This window comes from Micromonospora sp. CNZ299 (genome assembly GCF_002754415.1).
On sequence record NZ_PEFG01000001.1, the window covers coordinates 673,647 to 697,270 of the forward strand.

The window sequence follows — 23,624 nt, forward strand, 5'->3', positions numbered from 1 at the left end:
GCGTGCCGTACCACCGTCCGTGGCTGCTCCGGACGACGGGCACACGGTCGTCGCCGCGTCACCAGGCGGGACGTTGAAGCAAGCCCACGAACTCCACAAGCAGTCGTTCCCGCAACCGCGCCGGGGCCGCGTCGAGCAGGGTGTTCACGGCCGCCATCCGATCCAGGGCCCCGGTGCCGAGGCCCAGCCCGGCGGCCAGGCCGGCAACCAGTTCCGGGGTGAGCGCGTCCGGGGTCAGCGACGTCGCCAGCGCCCGCAGTTCGGGCGGGAGGGCGACCGGGCCGGTCGCCCGAGCCGCCGTCACCGCGTCGGCCAGGTCCGGGCCGAACTCGGCCACCCGGGGCGCGACCGAGGCGGTCACCGTGAGGTGCACGCTGGCCGGCAGGCCGGCGTACGACAGCTGGGGTTGGGTGTGCCAGCCGCGTGCGGTCAGCTCGTCCACCAGGACGAACAGGTCGGGGCCGTCGTCAGTCGCGGTGAAGCAGACCACCGTGGACTCCGGCTCGGCCATCAGCCGCAGCCCGTCAACGGCGCGGACCGCGTCGGCCAGGCCGGCGACCGCGTCCCGGGTGACGCCGGCCAGCCGCAGGTAGCCGGCGTCGCCGAGGTGTCGCAGGGTGGCGTACGCAGCCGCGATCGGCCCGCCCGAACGGGTGGACGCGATCACCGGGTTGATCATCGTGTAGCCGGGCCAGTCGGCGTACGCGAAGTACTGCGGCGCACGGAGCGCGGCGTCGCGGTGCAGCAGCACCGACACGCCCTTCGGCGCGTACGCGTACTTGTGCAGGTCCACCGACATGGAGGTGACGCCGGGCACCGCGAAGTCGAACGCCGGCACCGGCTCACCGAGGCGACGCAGGTACGGCAGGGTCCAGCCGCCGAAGCAGGCGTCCACGTGGCAGCGCACCCCGGCCTCGGCGGCCGCGCCTGCGATCTCCGCGACGGGATCCACCACCCCGTGCGCGTACGACGGCGCGGAGCAGGCCACCAGCACCGTCTCCGGGCGGATCGCGGCGGCCATCGCGGCCGGGTCGGGGCGCAACGTGTCCACCGAGACCGGCACCACGTCCAGCGCCACCCGCAGGTAGTGCGCCGCCTTGGCGAACGCGGCGTGCGCGCTCGACGGCACCACGATCCGGGGTTCGGCGATCTCCGGGTGGGCGTCCCGGGCCGCCTTGACCGCGAGGATCAGCGACTCGGTGCCGCCGCTGGTGACGCTGCCGACGACGTCCGGCGCGGTCGTGCCCGGCCCGCCGCCGAGCACCCGGCCGGCCGCGCCGACAAGCGCGTTCTCCATGGCCAGCAGGGACGGGAAAGCGGTCGGGTCGAGCCCGTTGACGTGGGCGCTCTCCCGGTGCGCGGCGGCAGCCAGGTCGTCCAGCCCAGGCACCGCCGGGTCATAGACGTACGCGAACAGACGCCCGCCGTGCGTGGGCCGGTCGGCGGCACGCAGTTGGCGAACCTCCGCCAGCGCGACATCCGCGGCCACCCCGTCGGACGACAGTGCCCCGCCCGCAACCCTGCTCTTGTCGATCATGGAGTCGTGGTGCCTTTCTTTTTAGGTTTTGCCGCTTTCATCCCCCACCACAACTCCATGATCGACGCGTCCGTTGCTAGTGGCGGCCGCCAGCACGGCGGGGGTCAGGGTGTAGCGGCGGAGGAGGAGGATCGGAGGGCCGATCAGCAGGGCCGGGAGGACCGTGAACCCGAGGAGGACGCCCAGCCGTGCCGTGTCGGACTGGGCGGCGGCCGTGCCCGTGTCGGAGGAGACGTACCCGGAGAGCTGGAGCACCAGGCCGTAGATGCCCGGGCCGAGGGCCAGACCGAGGGTCTCCCCGGCGGTCCAGAGGCCGGTGAAGACGCCAGCCTGCCGCCGTCCGGTGCGCGCCGTGTCGTACGCGATGCAGTCCGGCAGCATGGCCAGCGCGAACACCTGCTGCCCGGCGTACCCGACGCCGAGCACCGCGACCACCAGGTAGACGGCGACCGGTGGCAGCACCGGGGCGGCGACCAGGGCGAGCGCCCCGGCAGTGAGGATCAGCGCGGCGACGACAAGTGCGACCCGCTTGCCCAATCGGGCGCCGACCCGGGACCAGAGCGGCATCACCAGCAGTGCCGGCCCGACGAAGCAGACGAAGAGCAGGGTCGGGCCGCTCTGCTCGTCGCGCAGGACCTGCCCGGCGAAGTAATTGACCCCGGCGAGGATGGTCGCCACGCCCGCGGACTGCACCACGAAGCAGATCAGCAGCGCCCGGAACGGCCGGTTGGCACCGGCCACGGCGAGTTGGGCGCGCAGTGTCGGCTCGCTGCCGCCCACCACACCCCTCGGCGCGGACCGGGTGCCGAAGAACGCGCCGAGGGCGCCGAGGACGATGAGCGCCGCCACGAACAGCCCCATCCAGCGGTGCCCGGGCACGCCGTCGCCGCCGGCCGTCACCACCAGCGGGGCAACCGCGCCGGAGACCAGGATGGCCAGCGCCAGCACGGCGATCCGCCAGGTCATCAGCCGGGTGCGCTCGGCGTAGTCGTCGGTCATCTCGGCCGGCATGGCCACGTACGGCACCTGGAAGAACGCGAACGCGGTGGCGGTGGCCAGGAAGGCGAGCGCCACGTACGCCACGGCGGCCGGACCGTTGCCGAAGGGCGCGGCGAAGATGGCCGCGAACAGCACGGCGAGCCCGAGACCGGCGACGAGCAGGTACGGCCGGCGAGCGCCCCAGCGTGACCGGGTGCGGTCGGAGATCCGCCCGGCGACCGGGTTGACCAGCACGTCCCATGCCTTGGGCAGCAGCACCAGCAGGGCGGCCATGCCGGCGGCCACGCCCAGCGTGTCGGTGAGGTACGGCAGCAGCAACAGACCGGGCACGGTGCCGAACGCGCCGGTGGCCAGCGAGCCGAGCGCGTACCCGGCGTGCACGCCACGGGGCAGCCGGCCGTTGGCTGACGAGCCGGCGCCCGGCTGCGTTTTCATGGGGACGAATGTTACTCACGTTTGGACGGCGGTCACATCCCCTCATCAGGCGACCAACGGGCCGCCCTGATGTCCACGCCCTCGCCGCGCAACGGCACCCCCTCGGCACGCAGTCGGGCCCGCGCCTCCCGCTCGTGGCCCGGCGGCAGCCGGCCGGCGGAGGTCACCACCCGGTGCCAGGGCACCGAACCGCCGTGGCGGGCCATGATGTTGCCCACCAGCCGAGCCGAGGCGCGGCCCGAGCGCTCGGCCAGGGCGTCGGCGACCCCGCCGTACGACATCACCCGGCCTTCCGGGATCCGCTCGACCAGGTCGAGCACCGCCTCGACGTACTCGTCAGGTGTCACAATCGGCCACCATATGGGAACGCCGCCGGGCGATGCGGCCGTGACCACGCAGAATGGGCGGGTGCGCGACGCAGTCACGACGGCCCGGCGGGTCGTCGTCAAGATCGGATCCTCCTCGTTGACCACCGCCACCGGCGGCCTGGCCGACGAGCGCGTCGACACGCTGGTCGACACCCTCGGTCGGCTCACCGCCGAAGGCCGCGAGGTGGTGCTGGTGTCCTCCGGCGCGATCGCCGCCGGCCTCGCCCCACTCGGCCTTATCCGACGCCCGCGCGACCTGGCCACCCAGCAGGCAGCCGCCAGCGTCGGGCAGGGCCTGCTGATCGGCCGGTACGCGGCCAGCTTCGCCCGGCACGGCCGCACTGTCGGGCAGGTGCTGCTCACCGTCGACGACGTGACCCGGCGCGCGCACTACCGCAACGCGTACCGGACGCTGCGCAAGCTGCTCGACCTGCGGGCGGTGCCGATCGTCAACGAGAACGACACGGTGGCCACCCAGGAGATCCGGTTCGGCGACAACGACCGGCTGGCCGCGCTGGTGGCCGCCCTGGTGCACGCCGACCTGCTGGTGCTCCTCTCCGACGTGGACGCGCTCTGGACCGGCGACCCCGCCAAGCCGCAGTCGACCCGGATCACCGAGGTCCACGGCGACGCGGATCTCGCCGGAATCACCATCGGCGGGGCCGGCCGGTCCGGTGTGGGCACGGGCGGCATGGTGACCAAGGTCGAGGCCGCCCGGATCGCCACCGGTTTCGGCATCCCGGTGGTGCTCACCGCCGCCGACCTGGCCGGTGCGGCGTTGGCCGGCGAGCCGGTCGGCACCCTGTTCCACCCGCAGCGGCAGCGCCCGACGGCCCGGCTGTTCTGGCTGGCCCACGCCACCTCGCCCCGAGGGCGGCTGCACCTCGACCCGGGTGCGGTGGCCGCCGTCGTCGGGCGGCGCAAGTCGCTGCTGCCCGCCGGCATCACCGCAGTGGACGGCACGTTCACCGCTGGTGACCCGGTGGATCTGGTGGACACCGCCGGCGCGTCGGTCGCCCGAGGGCTGGTCAACTACGACGCGGTGGAGCTGCCCGGGCTGCTCGGCCGCTCCACCTCCGAACTCGCCGCGGCGCTCGGCCCGGCGTACGAACGAGAGGTCGTCCACCGCGACGACCTGGTGCTGCTCTAAGGAGTCAACAGTGAGTGAGCGTCAGCGAACGAATCATCGGCTCAGGGCGGTGGTGCCTCAGGGCGGCACGGAGCGCAGCGGAGTGCCGGCATGAGCGTCAGCGAGCAGGCCCGACGGGCGCGGGACGCCGCCGCCGAGTTGGCCGTGGCCACGCGTACGGTCAAGGACGCCGCGCTGGTGGCGATGGCCGACGCGCTGGTGGCGCGTACCCCGGAGATCCTGACCGCCAACGAGACGGACCTGGCGGCCGGCCGGGAGGCCGGGCTGAGCGCGGCCGTGCTGGACCGGCTCGCCCTCGACGCGGGCCGGGTGGCCGTCATCGCCGACGCGCTGCGCCAGATGGCCGCGCTGCCCGACCCGGTCGGTGAGGTGGTCCGCGGCTCGACCCTGCCCAACGGGCTGGAGCTGCGCCAGATCCGGGTGCCGTTCGGCGTGGTCGGCATCATCTACGAGGCGCGACCAAACGTGACAGTGGACGCCGCTGGGATCTGCCTCAAGTCCGGCAACGCGGCGCTGCTGCGCGGGTCGTCCTCGGCGGCGCACTCCAACGCCGCGCTGGTCGCGGTGCTGCGGGACGCGGTCGCCGACGCCGGGCTGCCGGCCGACGCGGTGCAGCTGCTCGACGCCAGCTCCCGCGACTCGGTCAAGGAGCTGATGCGCGCCCGTGGGCTCGTCGACGTGCTGATTCCGCGCGGGGGCGCGTCGCTGATCCGCACGGTGGTCGAGGAGTCGACCGTTCCGGTGATCGAGACCGGGGTGGGCAACTGTCACGTCTACGTCGACGCCGCCGCCGATGTGGCCAAGGCCGTCGCGGTGACGCTGAACGCCAAGACGCAGCGCCTCTCCACCTGCAACACCGCCGAGTCACTGCTGGTGCACGCGAGCGTCGCCGACGCGTTCCTGCCGCCGATGCTGGCCGCTCTCGCCGAGGCCGGGGTGACAGTGCACGGCTCCCCCGAGGTGGCCGCCTACTCCGCCGCCGTGGTCCCGGCCACCGAGGAGGACTTCGCCACCGAATACCTGTCGGCCGACATCTCGGTCGCCGTGGTCGACTCGCTGGACGCGGCGGTCGCGCACATCCGCCGCTTCGGCACCGGGCACACCGAGGCGATCCTCACCGACTCGGCGAGCGCGGCCCGCGACTTCGTCGCCCGGGTGGACGCGGCGGCGGTGATGGTGAACGCCTCCACCCGGTTCACTGACGGCGGCGAGTTCGGGTTCGGCGCGGAGATCGGCATCTCCACTCAGAAGCTGCACGCCCGCGGCCCGATGGGTCTGCCCGAGCTGACCAGCACCAAGTACGTCGTCACCGGGGACGGGCACCTGCGCTGAGGCCTGCGGCAAGGTCCTCGGCCCGGCCGAGGACCTTGGCAGGTTGTAGGCCGGCCTCAGCCCGGCTGCGAGGCGGCTCCGGCCGTCGCGGGCCGGGCGGCCCGGATCGCGGACAACGTGGCGTGCACGTCGAACTGGTGGCCGTCGTCGCTCTCCCAGCCGCCGTCGCTGCGCTGCGTCTCGGTCAGCCGGCGCAACGCCCGCACCATGATCCAGTCCTGCGGGTCGATGCCGGCCCGGCGCAGCGTGGATGCCAACCACGCCACGTCCCCCGGGGACATCTTCGGCATCCGTTCGGCGAGCACCACCTGGATCCGCGCCGACTCCTGGAACATCTCCTGTCGGTGCAGCACGGCCGCGCTCAGCCAGCCGGCGGCGAGGTACGAGGGCCAGCTGCCGTCCGGACGCAGCCGCGCGGCGAGCGAGTGGGCCGCCGCCTGCACCACCCCGGCGTACGCCCCACCGACCCGATGGTCGAGCGGGCCCGACGCGCGGGCGTCCAGGCCGGCGACGGTGAGCCAGAAACCGGCGTTGGCCGTCTGGAGGAACCCGGCCTCCGGATCGCCGGGTCGGGCCCACTCCGGGGCCGAGTCGGCCAGCGACGCGTCCTCGTCCCAACTGCCGTCGGCCTGCTGTCGCGACGCCAGCCAGTCGAGTGCCCGGCGAGCGGCGGGGCGGCCGAGCGCACCCAGGTCGTCCAACTCGGCGAGCCGGAAACAGGTGGCGTCGATCGAGGCCATCGCACCGCCCCAGGTGGCCGGCCAACCACCGTCGGGTGACTGGCCGATCTCGGCCGTCTCCAGCAGCTCGGGGGGCACAGCGGTGCCGTTGCGAAGCCAGGAGAGGCGGGCTCGTTCCACCGCGTCCCCATGCGCCACGACGAACCCGATCGCCGCTTCCAAGTCGACCACGGCGGGAACGCTACCTGCGCAGACGCGATCCCGCCTCGGAGAATCGGTTGGCCCGGAGTGGCTGCGTCGCTCCGGGTGCCCGGTCCGAGCGGCGTCACGTGCGTCGATTGCCGGGGCGGCGGTGTGGGCCGCCCCGGCAATCGATCAGTACGCGGGCAGCGCCGGGTCGATCTGCTTGATCCAGGAGAGCACGCCGCCCTGCACGTGCACGGCGTCCCGGAAACCCGCCGCCTTGAGCGCGGCGAGCGCCTCCGCGGACCGGACGCCGGACTTGCAGTGCAGCACGATCTGCCGGTCCTGCGGCAGCTTCGCGAGGGCCTCGCCGGAGATGATGTCGCCCTTGGGGATCAGCGTGGATCCGGGGATGCGGACGATCTCGTACTCGGCCGGCTCCCGGACGTCGACCAGGAAGATGTCCTTGCCGGCGTCCTGCCACTCCTTGAGTTCGAGTGCCGTGATCGTCGCGTCGAGCGTCGCCTCCTGGGCCTCCTCGGAGACCGCGCCGCAGAAGTCCTCGTAGTCTTCCAGCAGGTCGGTGACCGTCGGGTTCTCGCCGCAGAGCGCGCAGTTCGGGTCCTTGCGGACCTTGATCTTGCGGTATTCCATCTCCAGGGCGTCGTAGACCATCAGGCGGCCGACCAGCGGCTCACCGATGCCGGTGAGCAGCTTGATCGCCTCGTTCACCTGGATCGAACCGATCGACGCGCAGAGCACCCCGAGTACGCCACCCTCGGCGCAGGAGGGGACCATGCCGGGCGGCGGCGGCTCCGGGTAGAGGCAGCGGTAGCAGGGGCCGTGCTCGGCCCAGAACACCGACGCCTGGCCGTCGAAGCGGTAGATCGAGCCCCAGACGTACGGCTTGCCGAGCAGCACCGCCGCGTCGTTGACCATGTAGCGGGTGGCGAAGTTGTCGGTGCCGTCGACGATCAGGTCGTACTGCGCGAAGATCTCGCGGACGTTCTCCCGGTCCAGCGCGGTGTTGTGGATCTCCACGTTGACCAGCGGGTTGATCTCACGGATCGACGCGGCGGCGGACTCGGCCTTGGACCGGCCGATGTCGGACACCCCGTGGATGATCTGACGCTGGAGGTTGGACTCGTCGACGGTGTCGAAGTCGATGATGCCGAGGGTGCCGACCCCGGCCGCGGCGAGGTACATCAGGGCGGGTGACCCGAGGCCACCGGCGCCGACACAGAGCACCCGGGCGTTCTTCAGCCGCTTCTGCCCGGTCACCCCGACATCCGGGATGATCAGGTGGCGCGAGTAGCGGCGGATCTCGTCAACGGTCAGCTCGGCGGCGGGCTCGACGAGCGGGGGCAACGACACGGTGGACTCCCCGGGATCGGCGGTGTGAACCGCGCCATTGTTGCTCGCCGGAGCCCTGCTCGGCCATGAGGGACGACACGTGGTCCGCGATGCGGGAGCGGGAATAACCGACGACCCGGTCGATCAGGGGACGATGTCACCCGCGTAGCGACGGCCGTCGAGGTAGGGCCAGGCGTTGGCGACGCAGCCGTTCAGGCCGTACGTCTGCTGCTGCATCACCGGCGCGGGCTCCCCCGGCCCGGGGCAGGCCTCGTGCTCCTCGCCGAACTCGTGGCCCACCTCATGGTTGATCACATAGGTGCGGTAGGTGTCCAGCGAGGCGCCGTAGTCGGGGACCGCCTCCATCCAGCGGGCCAGGTTGATGATGACCTGGCCCGGCAGGCGGCAGGAGGTGTAGCGCTCGGTGGTCAGCCCGCCCTCGGCACACATCCGCTCGGACGTGACCGGGGTGGCCAGGTAGATGGTGAAGTCGGCGGCCCCCGCGTCGGCCACCCTTTGCACCCGCAGGTCGCCGGAGGCGATCCAACTGCGCGGGTCGCCCAGCACCTCGTCGACAGTGGCGGCGAACGCGTCGGCGTCCTGGCCGGTGCCACGTTCGACAGCGACCCGGTAACGGCGCAGCGGACCGTCCGCACCGTGCTCGGGTGTCTCGCCGTCGGCTGCGGTGAATCGTCCCGCTCCGACCGACGGATAGCTGGTGGGCACCGGGTGCGCGGCCACCCCGCCCCCGTGACCCATGCCGCCCTGGGTCGTGGCGGGAGTCTCGGCTGGCGGCTCGCCGGTGCGGTAGAGCGTCACGCCGATCGCGGTGGCGAGGACGAGCAGGCCGAGCAGCAGGCTGCGGCGGCGGCGCCGGTGCATCCGGACGAGCGTGGGACGCACGTACGCCGGACGGCCCGACGGGTCGGGCGGCTGGGGTGGGCCGTAACGGGACGACGGCGTCATGACGTCGAGCCTGCCAGATTATTCGGGCATTTCTCCGAATTTGCCGCTTTTGCCGCAAGACGCCTGATGGGGGCTGGAACGTCGGCGTGTCGGCCCGTCGGTCAGAGGGCAGGACCGGCGTAACGACGCCCGTCGAGGTACGGCCACTGGTTGACCCGGCACCCGTTGAGGAACAGCGTCTGCTGCATCATCACCGGTGCCGGCCTGCCCGCCCCCGGGCAGCGCTCGTGCCGATGCCCGAGCTGGTGACCCACCTCGTGGTTCACCACGTACGTCCGGTAGACCGTCAGCGGCACTCCGGCCGAGACGAAGTGCGGCACGGACAGCCGCCACCGATCCAGGTTGATGATCACCTGGCCGGGCGCGCGGCAGGACGTGTACGGCCGACCCCCGACCCGGATGTCCACCCCACCATCGGCGCACATCCGACCCGCCGTACGGGCGGTGGCCAGGTAGACGGTGAAGTCGCGAGGCGCGTCCCCGGGCACCTGCTGAAGCCGCAACCTGCCGCTGTCGACCCAACTGCCCGGCCCGGCGAGCGCCGTCTGCACCGCCAGCGCGAACTCGACGGCGTCCTCGTTGCTGCCCGACTCCACAGCGACCCGGTAACGCCGCAGCTCACCCGCACGGCCCAGCACCGGGCCGGAGCGGGCGTCGTAGCCGAAACGCCCCGTGCCGGCACTCGGAACCGCACCGGGCGCCCGCAGCACCGGAGACGGGCTGGACGCAACCGCCTCGGAGGGCGACGGGCTGACCGACGGCGGCAGTGGCGCGGCCACCAGCGGCGGCAGCGAGGCGATCTCGTCGGCGGCCAACCGGTCGGCAGCGGGATGCCCACCCGGCCCCTCGGCGATCACTGTCACCACCGCGCCGACAGCCAACACCACCGCCACCAATTGGGCGAACAGCGCGAAGCGTCGCTGACGGCGACCGGGGAGGGGGGCTGAGCTGGGCATCCACGTCAGCCTGCCAGATCAGGCCGCCTGGCGGTGTCCCCCGTTTCGGCGAGGAGGCCGACCACCGCCCGGGCAACCAGCCGGGGCACCTCCAACTGCGCCACATGACCGACACCGTCGAGCATCATCAGCCGACTGTCCGGGATGACCCGGGCGGTCTGCGGCGCGACCCGTACGTCGACCAGGCGATCCGCTCGGCCGCCCACCACCAGGGTCGGTGCGCGCACCGCCTCGGCGAGGCGCCACAGCGAACCCGGCCCGGGCAGGTACGCCCGCAGAAAGCTGGAGACCAGACCGCGGAACGTCCGGACGTACGCGGCGGCGTAGTGCTCCGCCTCGTACCGGACCCGGATCTCCTCCAGCGCCTCGGCCCGGCGCTGGTCGCAGATGCGGGTCAGATCGGCGACGCACGCCTCCAGCACCTGCTGGGCCATCACCTCGGGAGCGAGCTGGGTGAGGTGCCGGGCGACCAGCCGTTCGCCGCGCGGGATGGCGAGCACCGGCAGCATCCGCCCCTGCAACGAGCGACGGAAGTCGAGGAACGGCAGCGCCGGGGAGATCAGGGTGAGCGTACGGACCAGGTCGGGCCGCAGCCCGGCCACCTGGACCGCGACCGTGCCGCCCAGCGAGTTGCCGAACAGGTGAACCGGGCCCCGACCGGAGTGCTCGATCCAGCGGACCACCAGATCAGCGAACGCCGGAATCGTGTAGCGGGGGCCCGGCTCGCTACGGCCGAAGCCGGGCAGGTCGATGGCCTGACCATCGAGGCGGTCGGCGAGCAGCCCGGCCAGGTCGGTCCAGTTCTGCGACGACCCGCCCAGGCCGTGCACGTACAGTGCCGGCTCCGCGCCGGCGGCGGTGGCCGGGGTGTCCCGTACGTAGGTGACCCGGCCGTCGAGGCGGACCTCCCTGCCCGGCCACGGTGGCGGGACATGGTGGTCGGGAAGCAGGTGGTCCGGCCAGAGGGTGGCGCGTCTCATCGTTCCAGTCTGCCTCGGACCACTCAGGACAGCAGCGCCTCCAGCCGACGGTTCACCGCCGCGAGGGTCGCCCGGACCACCGCCTGCCGGGGATCACCGGCGACCAGAGCCGAGCCGGCGAGCTGCTCGACCCAGCCCTCACAGACGAGCAGTGCCACCACGGTGGCCACCTCGCAGTTGCCGAACGGCACCACCGCCGCGTGCTCGACGAAGCAGCGCCCCCGCTCGGCGTTCTCGGCGCCGCGCAGCAACTCGTCCACCGCGGCGGCGGCCGCGACCGCGCAGAGCCGCAGCACGTAGCCGTCCACCGCCGGCCCGGTCGCGTACCCGGAGGCGCTGTCGCCCCCGGCCAGCAGCCGGACCTCCACGTTCGCGTCCAGGCCGAAGGTGCTGACCTGCACGTGGTCGATCACCACCCGGGGCCCCGGCGTGCCGCCGGTGTCCAGCGGTCGGGACGGCGCCGACTCCGTAGTGGTCACCTGACCACCGGAGTACGACGTGCCGAGCGTCGCCGGGCTCCCGGTCGCGCCACCGGCCGGCGCGGCCGAGACCGATCCCGGCTCCTCGACCGTGGCGCGACCCCGGTGTGGGGCGTTCGACCGGCGGCGGCGCGAGATGTCGGTGGCGGGCCTCTGCTCAATGCCTGCCGGCATGGCCTCCACCCGAGCACCCGACGGACGACCGCTCGTCGGCGTCTCGACCGCCCGCACCTCACCGGTACGCGCTTCGGCGCCGGCATCGCGTGCGGTCACGCTCTGCTCCGGGGTACGCCGTTCGGCGGCCCGGGGTTCGGCAACGCGACGGCGAACCGGCGGCGGCGGCGTGCTGGGCAGACCGGGCACGTTCTGCGGGGCGGCGGCCAGCCCCATCCGATCCTGAAGCAGCCGGGCCACCTGTCGGCTCACCTCGGCCGGGTCGGCGCCGTCAGCCAGGTCGAGCCGGAGACTGTGCGCTCCCGCCGGGGTACGACGCAGCGCAGCGTCGCGGACACCGGCCACCTCGCGGACGGCGTCCAGGATCGCGTTGACGTCGAACCCCTCGGGGCGCTCCCGCAACGGGGCTGGCTCGTCGTCCCGACGAAGGTGGGTGGCGATGCGGGCGAGTTCCGGAGTTTCGGCGGGTGGCTCCACAGCTGGCGGCTCCGGCACGACGGGCACGTCCGGTTCTGCGGGGACGCGCTGCGGCAGCACCACCGCTTTCGGGTCCGACTGCCGGGCGTCGTCGGCCGGTTCGGACGACGACGTCGGGTCGGGTGCGGATCGGCGAGCCGCATAGGGGGAGGCGGACACGGGTCCTGGCCGGTCGTGGGGCTCGGACCCGTTCGTGGCAGGGGGCGGAGTCGATCCCGTCGAGGACGACGTGAGGTCACCGGGTGACGGGGCGTTGGTCGGCGCGGCCGGGCGGTGCGAGTCGACGGGAGACGGGCCGGGCAGGTCTGGCGTCGCCGGGCGGAGCCGGAATGGCGCGGTGGCTGGTCGGATCTCGGGCCGTGGCATTCCCGGGGTCTCGCCGTCGTCACCCCCACGGGGCATGGACGACTGGATCGCCCCCCACGAGGGACGGTCGACGGGGGTGGCGGGGATGCGGCCCTCGGACCAGTCCGGCCGTTCTTCCCGCGCGGTGCTCACCGGGCTGGTGGGCGGCCCGCCAGCCCAGGTGGGGCGCTCGGCGACCAGGGGCGGGCCCGCCGGAGCCGGTGGCGCCTCGGCCAGTGCGGGAGGTGGCCCGGCTGGCGCCGGCGGTGGCGCGTCAGCCGATGCCGGGCTGGCAGCCCAGGAGGGCCGCGCCGGTGGCGCACTGGTCGGCTCGGGATCGGCCGCACCGCCAGCCCACGACGGGCGGAGCGACGGCGTACCGGTCGATGCCGGGTCGGAACCCCCGGCCCAGGACGGCCGCGCCGGCGGGCCACTGGTGGGCTCGGGATCGGCCGCACCGCCAGCCCACGACGGGCGGACCGACGGCGTACCGGTCGATGCCGGGTCGGAACCCCTGGCCCAGGACGGCCGCGCCGGCGGGCCACTGGTGGGCTCGGGATCGGCCGCACCGCCAGCCCAGGACGGCCGGTCGATCCGGGGCGTACGGCTGGCTCCGGGCCCGGCCCAGGACGGCCGGTTGGCCGGCGGACCGCTGGTCGGCGTCGGGCCGTCTGCCCAGGCCGGGCGCTCCACGGCCGGTGGCGGCGTGCCCGGCGGGACCAGCGGCGGCGTGCCTGACGACGGCACGGCCGGCTCGCCGGTCGGGGCCTGGTCCGGGTCGACAGCCCGGAGCGGGCGATCGGTGGGCGGGACAGCGGGCGGGGCTGCCCAGGTCGGCCGGTTGGCCGGGGGCCCGCTGGTCGGTTCCGCCGGGCGCTCCGGCGCCGCCTCGGACGCGACGTCGCTCCGGACGGGGTCGTACCCGCGGGGCGGCTCGGCGCGGACCGGCTCGTACGGGCGGGGTGACTCGGCCCGCACCGGCTCGTACGGCTGGATGGGCTCGGCGACCCAACCCGGCGCGGACTCGTCGGTGGTCGGCGGACCAGCCGGCTCGTCGTCCGGACGGGACCAGGGCGGCGCCCAGCCACCGCCCCAACTCGGGCGGTTCCAGCTCGGCCCCGACCAGTCCGGCTCGATGGCCGACGATTCCCCGGCCCGGTGCGCGTCACCCGGGCGGGGGCCTTCGGCGGCGCGAGCCGGCTCGGTCGCGTCGGCGTGCCCGGCCGGCCCCGGGGTGCGTCCCGGTGCTGCCTGGTGCTCCGGAGCGAGCGGGTCCCGCCGGTCGCGTGACCCGGCGACCGGTGGGTCCTCGGCGGCCAGCCGTTCGGCGTTGGGCGCGTGGAAGCCGGGCGGCACCTCGAAACCCGACGCGGCGGTGCCGACGGGCGGCACCTGGACGGCAGGCGGCGCGGAGGTGGGCAGGCCGGGCTCGGCCCAGCGGGCGCGGTGGGCGGCGGCCGGATCGGCGGCGGAGCGGTCGGGCTCGTCGACCCCCTGCTCCACACGCGGGGCGGGACGTTGGGCGGGCACGACAAGTCGGTCGCTGGCCGGCTCGGGGCGGCCCTCGACGGGCAGCCCGGGGGGTGCGCTCACCGGCGTGGGACGTCCCACTGTCGGTTCGGGGCCGGGGCGACGGACGCCGTTGGCGTCATCGGGATGGTGCACACCGTTGGCGTTGTGGCCGTTGACCCGGGTCGGCGGATCGAGGTCACCCGGCAGCCCGGCCAGCGGCGACGGCAGGTCGCCGTGCCTGGTGGAGGAGGTGCGCCAGCCGGACGCGGGGTCCGGCTGCCAACGCGGCGCCTGCTCCCGGGCATCCTCGTGATCGGCGGCTCGCGGCCACCCACCCGCCGGGGGTGCCCACCCGCTGACGGAACGGCTCGGGTCGTCGTGCTGACCCGCTCCGTCACCGTGCTCTCCCGGGGTAGCGGCTCCGGGTTGACCTGTTTCACTCACCGCGCGCTCCTTGGTCGCCCCCGCTGAGGCTACCGTGTGCCGAGAGTGGCGATAAGTTACAGCGGCGGGCCATTTCCACGACGGTGGTCGCGGGCCTCGCCCGGTCTGGGGGGAAAATGCCGGCTCGTACGGAGAACTCGGAGGAACCCATGACCGCTGCGGGCAACGGTGCACAGACCACTGGACGACCCACCCGTCTGCCCCGCTCCGCGCGTCGTAAGCAGCTTCTCGCTGCGGCGCAGGAGGTGTTCGTCGCACAGGGTTACCACGCCGCCGCGATGGACGACATCGCCGAGCGGGCCGGGGTTTCGAAGCCCGTGCTCTACCAACACTTTCCCGGAAAGATGGATCTGTACCTGGCGCTGCTCGACACGCACTGTGACGCCATCGTCGCTCAGGTGCAGGACGCGATGCACGGCACCAGCGACAACAAGGAACGGGTCAGCGCGTCGGTGCGGGCGTACTTCGACTTCGTCGACCACGAGAGCGAGGCGTTCCGGCTCGTCTTCGAGTCGGACCTGCGCAACGACCCGGCGGTGCGGCAACGGGTGGAGCGGGTCGAGCAGGGCTGCATCGCGGCGATCACCGACACCATCATCTCGGACACCGGCGTGAGCCGGTCGCACGCCGAGTTGCTCGCCTCCGGGCTGGTCGGCGCCGCGGAGACGGCCGCGCAGTTCTGGCTGGCCGGTGGCCGGCAGGTGCCGAAGGCCGAGGCCGAGGCGCTGGTGGCCGCGCTGTCGTGGCGGGGCATCGCGAGCTTCCCGCTGCAAGGTGAGTCAGCCTGACCGCCGACCCCGTGATCGGATAGCCTTCGCAGGGCGGTTCTTTCGCCCCAGTTGAGGAGGCACAGTGGAGGTCAAGATCGGCGTGCAGTACGCGCCGCGTGAGCTGGTAGTCGACAGCGCGCAGTCGCCGGCCGAGATCGAGCAGATCGTGACCGACGCCTTCGCCGGTAACGGCGGCACGCTCTCCCTGACCGACGAGAAGGGCCGACGGGTCATCGTGCCGGTCGAGAAGGTCGCCTACGTCGAGATCGCCGAGGCGTCGTCCCGGGCGGTCGGTTTCACCGTCCGCTGACTGGTCCGGCCATCGCGGCAGGTCGGCATCGGCCCACCTGCCGCAGGCCGGCACCGGCTTCCCGGGCGGTCAGTTGTTCAGCCCGGCGCCGGCCATCCGCGCTGTGTGCGCGGCGGTGAGCCTGCCGAACAGACCCGGCACGTCGACCCGGTCGCCCCGCACGATCAGCGCGGTGAGTGCGACCCGCGCGGCGGCGGAACCGGCTCGCCTGGGACAACGCCTCGCCGACCAGCCGCCGCGCCCACATGGAGAGCCGGCCGGCCACCCGGGAGTCGTCGGCGACGGCCACCCGGATCTCCGCCGCGGCGAAGACCGCGTAACGGGAGTCGTGAGGACGTCCAGCACCAGCCGCCCGGGCCGGTTCTTCCAGCGCGGGACCGGGGATGCTCGGCGTGGACACGAGCGCAGGCCAACGGCATCCCACGAGGCGGATAGACGTGACGTAGGTCACAATTACTTGCCCCGCGTGGCGAGTGGCCGGGTGGGAATCGGGACGGGCGCATCCCTGTTCAGGTAGCATGGAGCAGTTGCCGTGGGCGCCGATCTGATCGAAGCTCAGCCCGCGGCGCGCGTGCGGCCCGGTCCGGCTCGGCAATCTGCCGCCGACCGTGTGGCCCGCGTCATACCGAACGCGCCCTGAGGACATGACGGGCGCACCCACGAGAGGGCACCCCCACATCCACATGAGCGACCTGACTCAAGATTTGATGGACGGCCAGGAACTGGCCCCCACTGCCCCGGTTCGACCGGAGGCCCCCACGTTCGCCGCACTCGGCGCCCGCGCCGAGACCGTCGAGGCCCTGGCCTCGGCGGGCATCACCCGCGCCTTCGCCATCCAGGAATACGCGATCCCGATCGCGCTGCGCGGCGTCGACCTGATCGGTCAGGCGCCCACCGGCACCGGCAAGACCCTCGGCTTCGGCGTGCCCCTGCTGGATCGCGTCTTCGCGCCGGGCGAGGGCAGCGACGGCGTCCCCCAGGCGCTGGTCGTCGTCCCCACCCGTGAGCTGGGCATCCAGGTCGCCAAGGACCTGGCCGCCGCCGGCCGGACGCGGGGCGTCCGGGTGCTGCCGATCTACGGCGGCGTCGCGTACGAGCCGCAGATCGACGCGCTGCGCAAGGGCGTCGAGATCCTGGTCGGCACCCCGGGTCGGCTGATGGACCTGCAGAAGCAGAAGCACCTCCGTCTGGACCGGGTGCACGCGCTCGTCCTCGACGAGGCCGACCGGATGCTCGACCTGGGCTTCCTCGACGACGTCGAGAAGATCCTCGCGATGCTTCCGGAAGACCGGCAGACGATGCTCTTCTCGGCCACCATGCCGGACCCGATCGTCACCCTGTCCCGGCGCTTCCTGCGCCAGCCGATGACGATCCACGCCGGGCACACCGCCGAGACCGGTCCGTCGCCGCAGACCCAGCAGCTGGTCTACCGCACCCACTCGATGAACAAGGTCGAGGTGGTGGCGCGCATCCTCCAGGCGGAGGGGCGTGGGCTGACCATGATCTTCACCCGCACCAAGCGGGCCGCCGACCGCGTCGCCGAGGACCTCGACTTCCGCGGGTTCGCGGTCGCTGCGGTGCACGGCGACCTCGGCCAGGGTGCCCGCGAGCGGGCGCTGCGGGCCTTCCGGGCCGGCAAGATCGACATTCTGGTCGCCACCGACGTGGCGGCCCGAGGGCTGGACGTCACCGGCGTCACCCACGTCATCAACTACGACTGCCCCGAAGACCAGGACACCTACACCCACCGGATCGGTCGTACCGGCCGGGCCGGCGCGACGGGTGTCGCGGTGACCTTCGTCGACTGGGACGACATGCCGCGCTGGCGGATCATCGACAAGACCCTTGGTCTGGAGATGCCGGAGCCGCCGGAGACGTACCACACGTCGCCGCACCTCTACACCGACCTGCACATCCCGACCGAGGTCAGCGGCACCCTGCCGACGGCCGAGCGCACCCGCGCCGGGCTGTCCGCCGAGATCGAAGAGGACCTGGGCGGGACGACGCGCTCCCGTCGGGGCGACAGCGGTGGCGGCCGGAGCCCCCGACGCGGTGAGAGCCGTGGCGAGGGGCGAGGCGAGCGCCGTGGTCGGGGCGACAGCCGCCGTGACCGCTCCGACGCCGGCACGCCGGCAGCGGCCGAGGCCGAGGCACCGGCGATCGCCGAGGCTGGCGACACCGCCGACGAAGGCACCCGTACCCCGCGCCGCCGGCGTCGCCGCCGGGCCGGCGAGACGGTCGTGGGCGAGCCGACCGCGGTGATCTCCGCCGATCCTGGCAGTGACGCCGAGCCGACCGCCGCGTCCGACGGCGAACCGTCGAAGCCGCGCCGCCGCCGGCGCCGCCGTGGTGGCGGTTCCGGTGCGGGTACGCCGGCCGAGGCGACCGCGGACTGACCCACAGCCACACCTGACATCCCCCGCACCGCCTCGCGCGGTACGGGGGATGTTCCCTTCCCACCCCACCTGCCGAAGATGGAACGATGCCGGAACCACTGGATGTTGCCCTGACCGAGGTTCGGGCGCTGCTGCTCGACCCCGCGCTGACCCGGGCGGTCGCCGCCGGACGACGCCGTGGGCGCCATCCCGTGGTGGCTCGGGCCGAACTGCGGCCGGTGCGGCTCAAGGCCGGCCCGCGACTGCAGATCGCCACCTCCGACGGCACGCGCCCGTACACCCGCAACGTCGCCCCCGGTCCGGAGGCGATCCAGGCGATCGACGAGCTGCTGGCCGAACCCTTCGGCAACTGGCACGTGGAGACGGCCGACGCGACGCTCCAACTCCGGGTGACCAAGTCCGGCGAGGCGCAGGTGCACCGCGCCGCGACGTCCCGCCCGGCGGCCACACCGAGCGGGAACGACCGGACGAAGGAATACCTGCTCGACCCCGGTGACCCGATCTTCGCCGAGATCGGCGGCTCGGCGGCCAAACGCCGCCAGGTGGACGCGTTCCTGCGTGCCCTGGCCGCGACCCTGCCCGACGATCTGACCGGTTCGCTGCGGGTGGTCGATCTGGGCTGCGGCAACGCGTACCTCACGTTCGCCGCGTACCGCTACCTGGCAAGTCGAGGGCTCGACGTCCAACTGATCGGCGTGGACGTCCGGGAGGACCAGCGGCGACGCAACACCGAGCTGGCGCAGCGGCTGGGCTGGGCCGACCAGATCAGCTTCGTCGCCGGCACGATCGCCGACGCCGTCGTCGACCCTGCACCCGACCTGGTGCTGGCGCTGCACGCCTGCGACACCGCCACGGACGAGGCGTTGGCCCGCGCGGTGCGCTGGGAGGCCCGCTGGGTGCTGGCCGCGCCGTGCTGCCACCACGACCTGGCGAAGCAGCTCCGCGCCCACCCCACCCCGGCACCGTACGAGCTGCTGACCCGGCAGGGCATCCTGCGCGAGCGGTTCGCCGACGTGCTCACCGACGCGCTGCGCGCCGGGTTGTTGCGGGTGCACGGGTACCGAACCGAGGTCGTGGAGTTCGTCGACTCCCAGCACACGCCACGCAACCTGCTGATCCGTGCCCGCCGCACCGGCAGCGAGGCCAGCGCACAGCAGAACGCGGAGTACCGCGAACTGGTGGACCAGTGGCAGGTCACACCCCGACTGGAGACCCTGCTCTCCGCCGCCGAGGAGCCCACCGCCTAGCGACGGCGATCGCGGCCGCCACTGCGGTCCCGGGCACCGTTGCGCTCGCCGGCGCCACGGTCGAGGACCGATATCCGGTCGCCGCCGTTGCGCTGGGTGGCCCGCTCACCGTCGCCCAGGACGGTCGGAAAGGGCACGACCTTGCCCGCGCTCTCGGCGTTGCCGGCGGCGGCGAAGGCGTTCCAGGAGATGTCCACCAGCAGCTTCTTGGTCTCGGCGTGCCGAATGGCAGCGCTGTGCTGCAACGCCATCCGGGCACCCAGCACGACCGCGACCAGCGTGGTGGTGATCGCACCGGTGGCGGCCAGCACCTGGAGACCGGTCGCAGAACTGGTGCGGAGCACCAGAACCAGCAGCCAGATCCAGAACGCGGCGGCGAAGACGCCGGCCTTGGCAACGAAGAACATGCTCACCGCACCGGGCTGGTACGGCTGGGGGCGGCTCGGTTCGGCCATGGTGCTCCTCGGGCGGTGGTGCGGTCGGACGCGGCAGACGGGACCATGCCGGGACGGGCACCGAGCTTAGTGGAAGAACGATAGTGATCGCTTGATGCAATTTTCGGTTGGCATCATGCTGTCGCGGAAAAGTCTCGTCCACGGGACAGATTGTGCGGTCAGTCAATTGTTTCCGGCTGTGGGCGTACTACCCTCGGAAAGGCGCATCGTCCCGGTGCTGCGGCAAGGGGGAAAGACACACAGGGATGGGACCAGCCGAGGTATCACCGCAGATGGCCTTCGCCCGCTTCGTCCGGCGCGCCATCGATGACGCTCGTGACGAACGTGGCTGGACCGTGACCGATCTTGCCTCGCACACGGGCGTGGGACGTTCCACCGTGTTCCGCTGGTTGGCGGGTGACTGGCAGGATTATCCCGAGCTGGCCAAGGTGCGCGGCTTCTGCGCCGCACTGGACCTACCGGTCGCTGCCGCGTTCCGCGCGCTCGGGCTGCCCGACGCCGGCCCCACCCCCCGTCGACGCCACGACGACGGCCCCGTCGAAGCCGACGTCCGCGCCATCCTGGACCGGCTGGCCGACCCGACGGTCCCCGCCGAGGAGAAGCACCACATCCGCGACCTGCTCCGCTACCTGGCCCGCCGCCCCATCCGCCGAGCCGGCTAACCCCCCACCCCCACGCACCCCGCCCCCACCCGCGGGGGTTGGCCCGGGGGTTAGGGGACCGTGAGGGTGAACTCGGCGGTGTGGACTTCGGTCCCTACCTGGAAGTCCAGGTACAGGCGGTAGCGGCCGGAGCCGGGGGTGGTCAGCCAGAACTTGACCTGGCCGTCCACCAGCTCTGGTTCCGGGTGCACGTGCAGGTAGCCGAGGTCGCCCTCGCGCAACGCCACCAGATGCCCGTACGCCCCGAGGTACCGCTCCAGCGGGGCGGCGCCGCCAGCACCGTCGACCCGGAACGTCAGCGGCACTGTCGCCCCCGCCTGCGGGGTGCCCTGGTAGCCGACCGTGAACCGGTCCACCGTCGTCGAGGTGGCCGGACCCGGCAGCGGGCGGGGCTGGTAGTCACCGGGCACGACCAGGTCCGCGCCGAGGGTCACCGCGGTCTGCGCGCCGTTGTCGGCGACGACGGTGAAATCGGCGTACGCGCGCCAGACCCCGGACTGCGCGAGGGTCAACGGCACCGACCAGGTGCCGTCCGCCGCCATGGTCGGGTGCAGGTGCTGGTAACCGGTCAGGTCCCGGCGGACGACGATGAGGTGCATCGGCTTGTCGTGCACGACGGCGAAGCGGGTGACGGGCCGGCGCTGCACGTCGCGCACCTGGAAGCGGAGCTGACCGGGCCTGCCGGCCGCGAACTCGATCGTCAGGGGCGCCAGGGTGAACCCTGCTGAGCTGACCGCCAGACCGCCCGGCTCGGTGGCCGTGCCCTGATCGGTGCTCGCGGCGCTGCCGTGGTTGTGCGGCCCGGTCCCCGGTGGGTCGGTGTGATCGGCGGCCAACGACGGGCTGCCGGTGGCGGTGCCTGTCGTGTTCATCCGGCCGAGGCCGAAACCGAGCAGCACCGCCAGCACCAGCCCACCGACCACCAGCGCCAGCCGGAGCGTGCTCCGGTCCGGCGCGGCGGAGACCTGGTCAGGCACCGCCGACACCCAGCACGTGGCCCGCCTCGGCGACGGCGGTCCTACCCGTGACGTCGTGCGCGCGGGTGACGGGCTGCTGGTCGGTCATACCGCCCACGGTACCGCCGCGTCGGGGCGGCCCAGGCCGACGCCCGGACGGCGTGGCGACGGTCGCATTCGACGCTGCCCGGGAACTTTCCCACCCGACCGGCGCAGACCGCGCCGCAGCGCCGGTCAACGCCCTCGACCAGGCATGGACGACGCCCCGAACCCGTGCAGCGCCGACGACCGGCCCCACGCCCGTCGGGTCAGCCGGCGACGGCGAGGGCGAGCGGGAGCACGTCGGGCGCACCGGCCCGGCGCAGGGCCCGAGCGACCAGCGTCATCGTCCAACCCGAGTCGATCAGGTCGTCGACGAGCAGCACCGGGCCGTCCAGGCCCGTCAGGGCGTCCGCCAGGTCGGTCGGCACGGTGAAGGTGTCGTGCAGCGCGCGTACCCGTTGGGCGCTGTTGCCGCGCGGCCCGGCCGGACCGCCCGGACCGGCCGGGACGACCTCGCCGAGCAGCGGCAGCCGGCCCACGGCGGCGATCCGCTCGGCGAGCGACCCGACCAGTCGGGGCCGTCGCCGCGAACCGACCGCGACCACTCCCACCGGCCGGCGGGGCCACGGGTCGTCGCCGTGCGCCCACGCCTTCAACACCTCCACCACCGCGCCGACGACGTCGTCGGGCACCGGCGCGTCCGGCGCCTCCGGGCCGACGAGATCACGCAACCGGCCACCCCAACCGAGGTCCGACAGGCGCCCGACGGCACGGCCCGGCAACGCCTGCTCCGCGGGGGCGATCCGGCCCTTGAGGGGTACGCCCACCGCGTCCAACCCGGTCGGCCAGAGCTTCTTCGGGGCGATCTCCACGCCGGGGCGGCCCAGGAAGGTCTGCGCAGCGGCGAGCGCGGCTGTCGACACGTCGGCGGAGAAGAGCGGGTCGGCGCACCTGTCGCACCGGCCGCAGTCGGTCGCCCCGGTGTCGTCCAGGCGTTCCCGTAGATACCGCATCCGGCAGTCGGACGTGGTCGCGTACTCCCGCATGGCCTGCTGCTCGACGGTGCGCGCCTCGGCGACGCGGCGCAACCGGGCCTCGTCGTAGACCCAGGGCTCGCCGGTGGCGAGCCATCCACCGCGCACCCGGCGGACCGCGCCGTCCACGTCGAGCACCTTGAGCATCAGCTCCAGGCGGGTGCGGCGCAGGTCGACGAGCGGTTCGAGGGCCTGGGTGGAGAGCGGACGGTCGGGGTGCAGGGCGGCCAGCACGGCGCGCACCTGCTGCTCCGGTGGGAACGCCAGCGAGGCGAAGTATCGCCAGATGGCGGCGTCCTCGACGCCGGGCAGCAGCAGCACCTCGGCGTGCTCGACGGCGCGGCCAGCGCGGCCGACCTGCTGGTAGTACGCGATCGGCGAGGGCGGCGCGCCGAGGTGGACGACGAAGCCCAGGTCAGGCTTGTCGAAGCCCATGCCGAGAGCGCTCGTCGCGACCAACGCCTTGATCTTGTTGTCGAGCAGGTCCTGCTCGGCGGCGCGCCGGTCGGCGTCGTCGGCCTGCCCGGTGTACGACGCCACCGGGTAACCCCGGGAGCGCAGGAACTCGGCCGTCTCCCCCGCTGCCGCGACGGTCAGCGTGTAGACGATGCCCGAGCCGGGGAGCTGATCGAGGTGGTCGGCGAGCCAGGCCAGCCGGTGTGCCGGGCTGGGCAGGTCGAGGACCCCGAGGCGCAGCGACTCGCGGTCCAGGGTGCCGCGCAGGATGAGGGCGTCGCCCAACTGCTCCGCCACGTCCTGGGTGACCCGCGAGTTGGCGGTGGCGGTGGTCGCCAGCACCGGGGTGCGCTCGGGGAGCTCGGCGAGGAAGGTGCGCAGCCGCCGGTAGTCCGGCCGGAAGTCGTGCCCCCAGTCGGAGACGCAGTGTGCCTCGTCGACCACCAGCAGCCCGGTGGTGGCGGCCAGCTTCGGCAGCACGCCGTCGCGGAAGTCCGGGTTGTTGAGCCGTTCCGGGCTGATCAGCAGCACGTCCACTGCACCGGTCTGGATCTCCGCGGTGATCTCGTCCCACTCGTCGAGGTTCGCCGAGTTGATCGTGCGGGCCTTGATGCCCGCCCGGGCCGCCGCCTCGACCTGGTTACGCATCAGCGCCAGCAGCGGCGAGACGATGACGGTCGGGCCGTGCTCCCCGCGCTCGCGCAGCAGGGCGGTGGCCACGAAGTAGACCGCCGACTTGCCCCAACCCGTCCGCTGCACACAGAGCACCCGTCGCCGGTCGACGACCAGTGCCTCGATGGCCCGCCACTGGTCCTCACGCAGACGGGCGTGGTCACCGGCCAGCCGGCGCAGCACCGCCTCGGCCCGCTCCCGGATTGCCGCCCGCTCTGCTGTCTCCACCCGGCATTTCTACCAGCCCACGCCGC

General features: G+C 73.3%; 20 protein-coding genes and 1 pseudogene. 8 read left to right on the forward strand and 13 right to left on the reverse strand.

What is annotated here, in order from left to right; all coding sequences use genetic code 11:
* Nucleotides 1-58 precede the first annotated feature (58 nt).
* The 3 genes from CLT68_RS03260 to CLT68_RS03270 are packed head-to-tail and all read right to left on the reverse strand — an operon-like array spanning nucleotide 59 to nucleotide 3,318.
* On the reverse strand, nucleotides 59-1,537 hold the full coding sequence (locus CLT68_RS03260; protein WP_099848736.1) for an aminotransferase class V-fold PLP-dependent enzyme: 1,479 nt from the start codon (nucleotides 1,535-1,537) through the stop codon (nucleotides 59-61).
* A 21-nt stretch (nucleotides 1,538-1,558) separates the two neighbouring features.
* Nucleotides 1,559-2,971, reverse strand: a complete 1,413-nt coding sequence (locus CLT68_RS03265; RefSeq protein ID WP_099848738.1) for an MFS transporter — start codon at nucleotides 2,969-2,971, stop codon at nucleotides 1,559-1,561.
* A gap of 32 nt (nucleotides 2,972-3,003) precedes the next feature.
* Entirely contained in the window at nucleotides 3,004-3,318 is a 315-nt protein-coding gene (locus CLT68_RS03270; protein ID WP_088950279.1) for an MGMT family protein, read from the reverse strand.
* A gap of 13 nt (nucleotides 3,319-3,331) precedes the next feature.
* On the opposite strand from CLT68_RS03270, the gene proB reads away from it, so the two are divergent.
* Together proB and CLT68_RS03280 are read left to right on the forward strand one after the other, a co-directional pair.
* Nucleotides 3,332-4,489 (forward strand): glutamate 5-kinase, encoded by a 1,158-nt coding sequence (gene proB, locus CLT68_RS03275; protein WP_099848740.1) that lies wholly within the window; start codon nucleotides 3,332-3,334, stop codon nucleotides 4,487-4,489.
* Between the two features lie 90 nt (nucleotides 4,490-4,579).
* Nucleotides 4,580-5,821: a glutamate-5-semialdehyde dehydrogenase gene (locus CLT68_RS03280; protein ID WP_099848742.1), complete on the forward strand. Its 1,242-nt coding sequence runs from the start codon at nucleotides 4,580-4,582 to the stop codon at nucleotides 5,819-5,821.
* 56 nt (nucleotides 5,822-5,877) lie between these two features.
* Here CLT68_RS03280 and CLT68_RS03285 read toward each other — a convergent pair whose 3' ends face one another.
* The 6 genes from CLT68_RS03285 to CLT68_RS03310 form a co-directional block, all read right to left on the reverse strand.
* Nucleotides 5,878-6,840, reverse strand: a complete 963-nt coding sequence (locus CLT68_RS03285; RefSeq protein WP_099848744.1) for a prenyltransferase/squalene oxidase repeat-containing protein — start codon at nucleotides 6,838-6,840, stop codon at nucleotides 5,878-5,880.
* Nucleotides 6,841-6,876: 36 nt separating this feature from the next.
* The gene (gene moeZ / locus CLT68_RS03290) at nucleotides 6,877-8,058 is read right to left on the reverse strand and encodes an adenylyltransferase/sulfurtransferase MoeZ (RefSeq protein ID WP_088950282.1); all 1,182 of its coding nucleotides are present in this window, start codon (nucleotides 8,056-8,058) and stop codon (nucleotides 6,877-6,879) included.
* A 123-nt stretch (nucleotides 8,059-8,181) separates the two neighbouring features.
* Nucleotides 8,182-9,003, reverse strand: coding sequence for a DUF3152 domain-containing protein (locus CLT68_RS03295; RefSeq protein WP_099848746.1), 822 nt, complete (start codon nucleotides 9,001-9,003; stop codon nucleotides 8,182-8,184).
* 101 nt (nucleotides 9,004-9,104) lie between these two features.
* Nucleotides 9,105-9,959, reverse strand: a complete 855-nt coding sequence (locus CLT68_RS03300) for a DUF3152 domain-containing protein (RefSeq protein WP_099848748.1) — start codon at nucleotides 9,957-9,959, stop codon at nucleotides 9,105-9,107.
* Between the two features lie 5 nt (nucleotides 9,960-9,964).
* Nucleotides 9,965-10,939, reverse strand: a complete 975-nt coding sequence (locus CLT68_RS03305; protein WP_099848750.1) for an alpha/beta fold hydrolase — start codon at nucleotides 10,937-10,939, stop codon at nucleotides 9,965-9,967.
* A 23-nt stretch (nucleotides 10,940-10,962) separates the two neighbouring features.
* Nucleotides 10,963-13,107, reverse strand: coding sequence for a hypothetical protein (locus tag CLT68_RS03310; protein ID WP_099856736.1), 2,145 nt, complete (start codon nucleotides 13,105-13,107; stop codon nucleotides 10,963-10,965).
* Nucleotides 13,108-14,519: 1,412 nt separating this feature from the next.
* On the opposite strand from CLT68_RS03310, the gene CLT68_RS03320 reads away from it, so the two are divergent.
* The 3 genes from CLT68_RS03320 (at nucleotide 14,520) to CLT68_RS33615 (ending at nucleotide 15,770) form a co-directional block, all read left to right on the forward strand.
* Complete coding sequence (locus CLT68_RS03320; protein WP_099848754.1) at nucleotides 14,520-15,158, forward strand: TetR/AcrR family transcriptional regulator; 639 nt, start codon at nucleotides 14,520-14,522, stop codon at nucleotides 15,156-15,158.
* A gap of 64 nt (nucleotides 15,159-15,222) precedes the next feature.
* Nucleotides 15,223-15,450: a DUF3107 domain-containing protein gene (locus CLT68_RS03325; protein ID WP_088950288.1), complete on the forward strand. Its 228-nt coding sequence runs from the start codon at nucleotides 15,223-15,225 to the stop codon at nucleotides 15,448-15,450.
* A 176-nt stretch (nucleotides 15,451-15,626) separates the two neighbouring features.
* Nucleotides 15,627-15,770, forward strand: coding sequence for a hypothetical protein (locus CLT68_RS33615; RefSeq protein WP_486482473.1), 144 nt, complete (start codon nucleotides 15,627-15,629; stop codon nucleotides 15,768-15,770).
* Here CLT68_RS33615 and CLT68_RS33620 read toward each other — a convergent pair.
* Nucleotides 15,707-16,135 (reverse strand): annotated as a pseudogene (locus CLT68_RS33620) (hypothetical protein); the annotation flags it as partial. The gene CLT68_RS33615 and the pseudogene CLT68_RS33620 sit on opposite strands and share 64 nt — an antisense overlap.
* Here CLT68_RS33620 and CLT68_RS03335 point away from each other — a divergent pair.
* Together CLT68_RS03335 and CLT68_RS03340 are read left to right on the forward strand one after the other, a co-directional pair.
* The gene (locus CLT68_RS03335; protein ID WP_099848756.1) at nucleotides 16,134-17,846 is read left to right on the forward strand and encodes a DEAD/DEAH box helicase; all 1,713 of its coding nucleotides are present in this window, start codon (nucleotides 16,134-16,136) and stop codon (nucleotides 17,844-17,846) included. The pseudogene CLT68_RS33620 and the gene CLT68_RS03335 sit on opposite strands and share 2 nt — an antisense overlap.
* A gap of 86 nt (nucleotides 17,847-17,932) precedes the next feature.
* Entirely contained in the window at nucleotides 17,933-19,093 is a 1,161-nt protein-coding gene (locus CLT68_RS03340) for a class I SAM-dependent methyltransferase (protein ID WP_099848758.1), read from the forward strand.
* Here the strand turns inward: CLT68_RS03340 and CLT68_RS03345 are convergent.
* Complete coding sequence (locus CLT68_RS03345) at nucleotides 19,090-19,548, reverse strand: hypothetical protein (RefSeq protein ID WP_099848760.1); 459 nt, start codon at nucleotides 19,546-19,548, stop codon at nucleotides 19,090-19,092. The two genes, CLT68_RS03340 and CLT68_RS03345, sit on opposite strands and share 4 nt — an antisense overlap.
* Before the next feature lie 245 nt (nucleotides 19,549-19,793).
* Between CLT68_RS03345 and CLT68_RS03350 the strand changes: the two genes are divergently transcribed.
* Nucleotides 19,794-20,210, forward strand: coding sequence for a helix-turn-helix domain-containing protein (locus CLT68_RS03350; protein WP_199176978.1), 417 nt, complete (start codon nucleotides 19,794-19,796; stop codon nucleotides 20,208-20,210).
* 50 nt (nucleotides 20,211-20,260) lie between these two features.
* Here CLT68_RS03350 and CLT68_RS03355 read toward each other — a convergent pair whose 3' ends face one another.
* Complete coding sequence (locus CLT68_RS03355; RefSeq protein ID WP_099856738.1) at nucleotides 20,261-21,187, reverse strand: hypothetical protein; 927 nt, start codon at nucleotides 21,185-21,187, stop codon at nucleotides 20,261-20,263.
* Between the two features lie 287 nt (nucleotides 21,188-21,474).
* The gene (locus tag CLT68_RS03360; RefSeq protein WP_099848764.1) at nucleotides 21,475-23,598 is read right to left on the reverse strand and encodes a RecQ family ATP-dependent DNA helicase; all 2,124 of its coding nucleotides are present in this window, start codon (nucleotides 23,596-23,598) and stop codon (nucleotides 21,475-21,477) included.
* Nucleotides 23,599-23,624 lie beyond the last annotated feature (26 nt).

Excerpts from the sequence above, each read along its gene's own strand:
- CLT68_RS03350 (WP_199176978.1), top strand. The coding sequence starts at position 19,794 with ATGGGACCAGCCGAGGTATCACCGCAGATGGCCTTCGCCCGCTTCGTC.
- CLT68_RS03335 (WP_099848756.1), top strand. The coding sequence starts at position 16,134 with ATGAGCGACCTGACTCAAGATTTGATGGACGGCCAGGAACTGGCCCCC.
- CLT68_RS03260 (WP_099848736.1), bottom strand. The coding sequence starts at position 1,537 with ATGATCGACAAGAGCAGGGTTGCGGGCGGGGCACTGTCGTCCGACGGG.
- CLT68_RS03295 (WP_099848746.1), bottom strand. The coding sequence starts at position 9,003 with ATGACGCCGTCGTCCCGTTACGGCCCACCCCAGCCGCCCGACCCGTCG.
- CLT68_RS03340 (WP_099848758.1), top strand. The coding sequence starts at position 17,933 with ATGCCGGAACCACTGGATGTTGCCCTGACCGAGGTTCGGGCGCTGCTG.
- CLT68_RS03300 (WP_099848748.1), bottom strand. The coding sequence starts at position 9,959 with ATGCCCAGCTCAGCCCCCCTCCCCGGTCGCCGTCAGCGACGCTTCGCG.
- proB (WP_099848740.1), top strand. The coding sequence starts at position 3,332 with ATGGGAACGCCGCCGGGCGATGCGGCCGTGACCACGCAGAATGGGCGG.
- CLT68_RS03345 (WP_099848760.1), bottom strand. The coding sequence starts at position 19,548 with ATGGCCGAACCGAGCCGCCCCCAGCCGTACCAGCCCGGTGCGGTGAGC.
- CLT68_RS03265 (WP_099848738.1), bottom strand. The coding sequence starts at position 2,971 with ATGAAAACGCAGCCGGGCGCCGGCTCGTCAGCCAACGGCCGGCTGCCC.
- CLT68_RS03280 (WP_099848742.1), top strand. The coding sequence starts at position 4,580 with ATGAGCGTCAGCGAGCAGGCCCGACGGGCGCGGGACGCCGCCGCCGAG.
- CLT68_RS03320 (WP_099848754.1), top strand. The coding sequence starts at position 14,520 with ATGACCGCTGCGGGCAACGGTGCACAGACCACTGGACGACCCACCCGT.
- CLT68_RS03305 (WP_099848750.1), bottom strand. The coding sequence starts at position 10,939 with ATGAGACGCGCCACCCTCTGGCCGGACCACCTGCTTCCCGACCACCAT.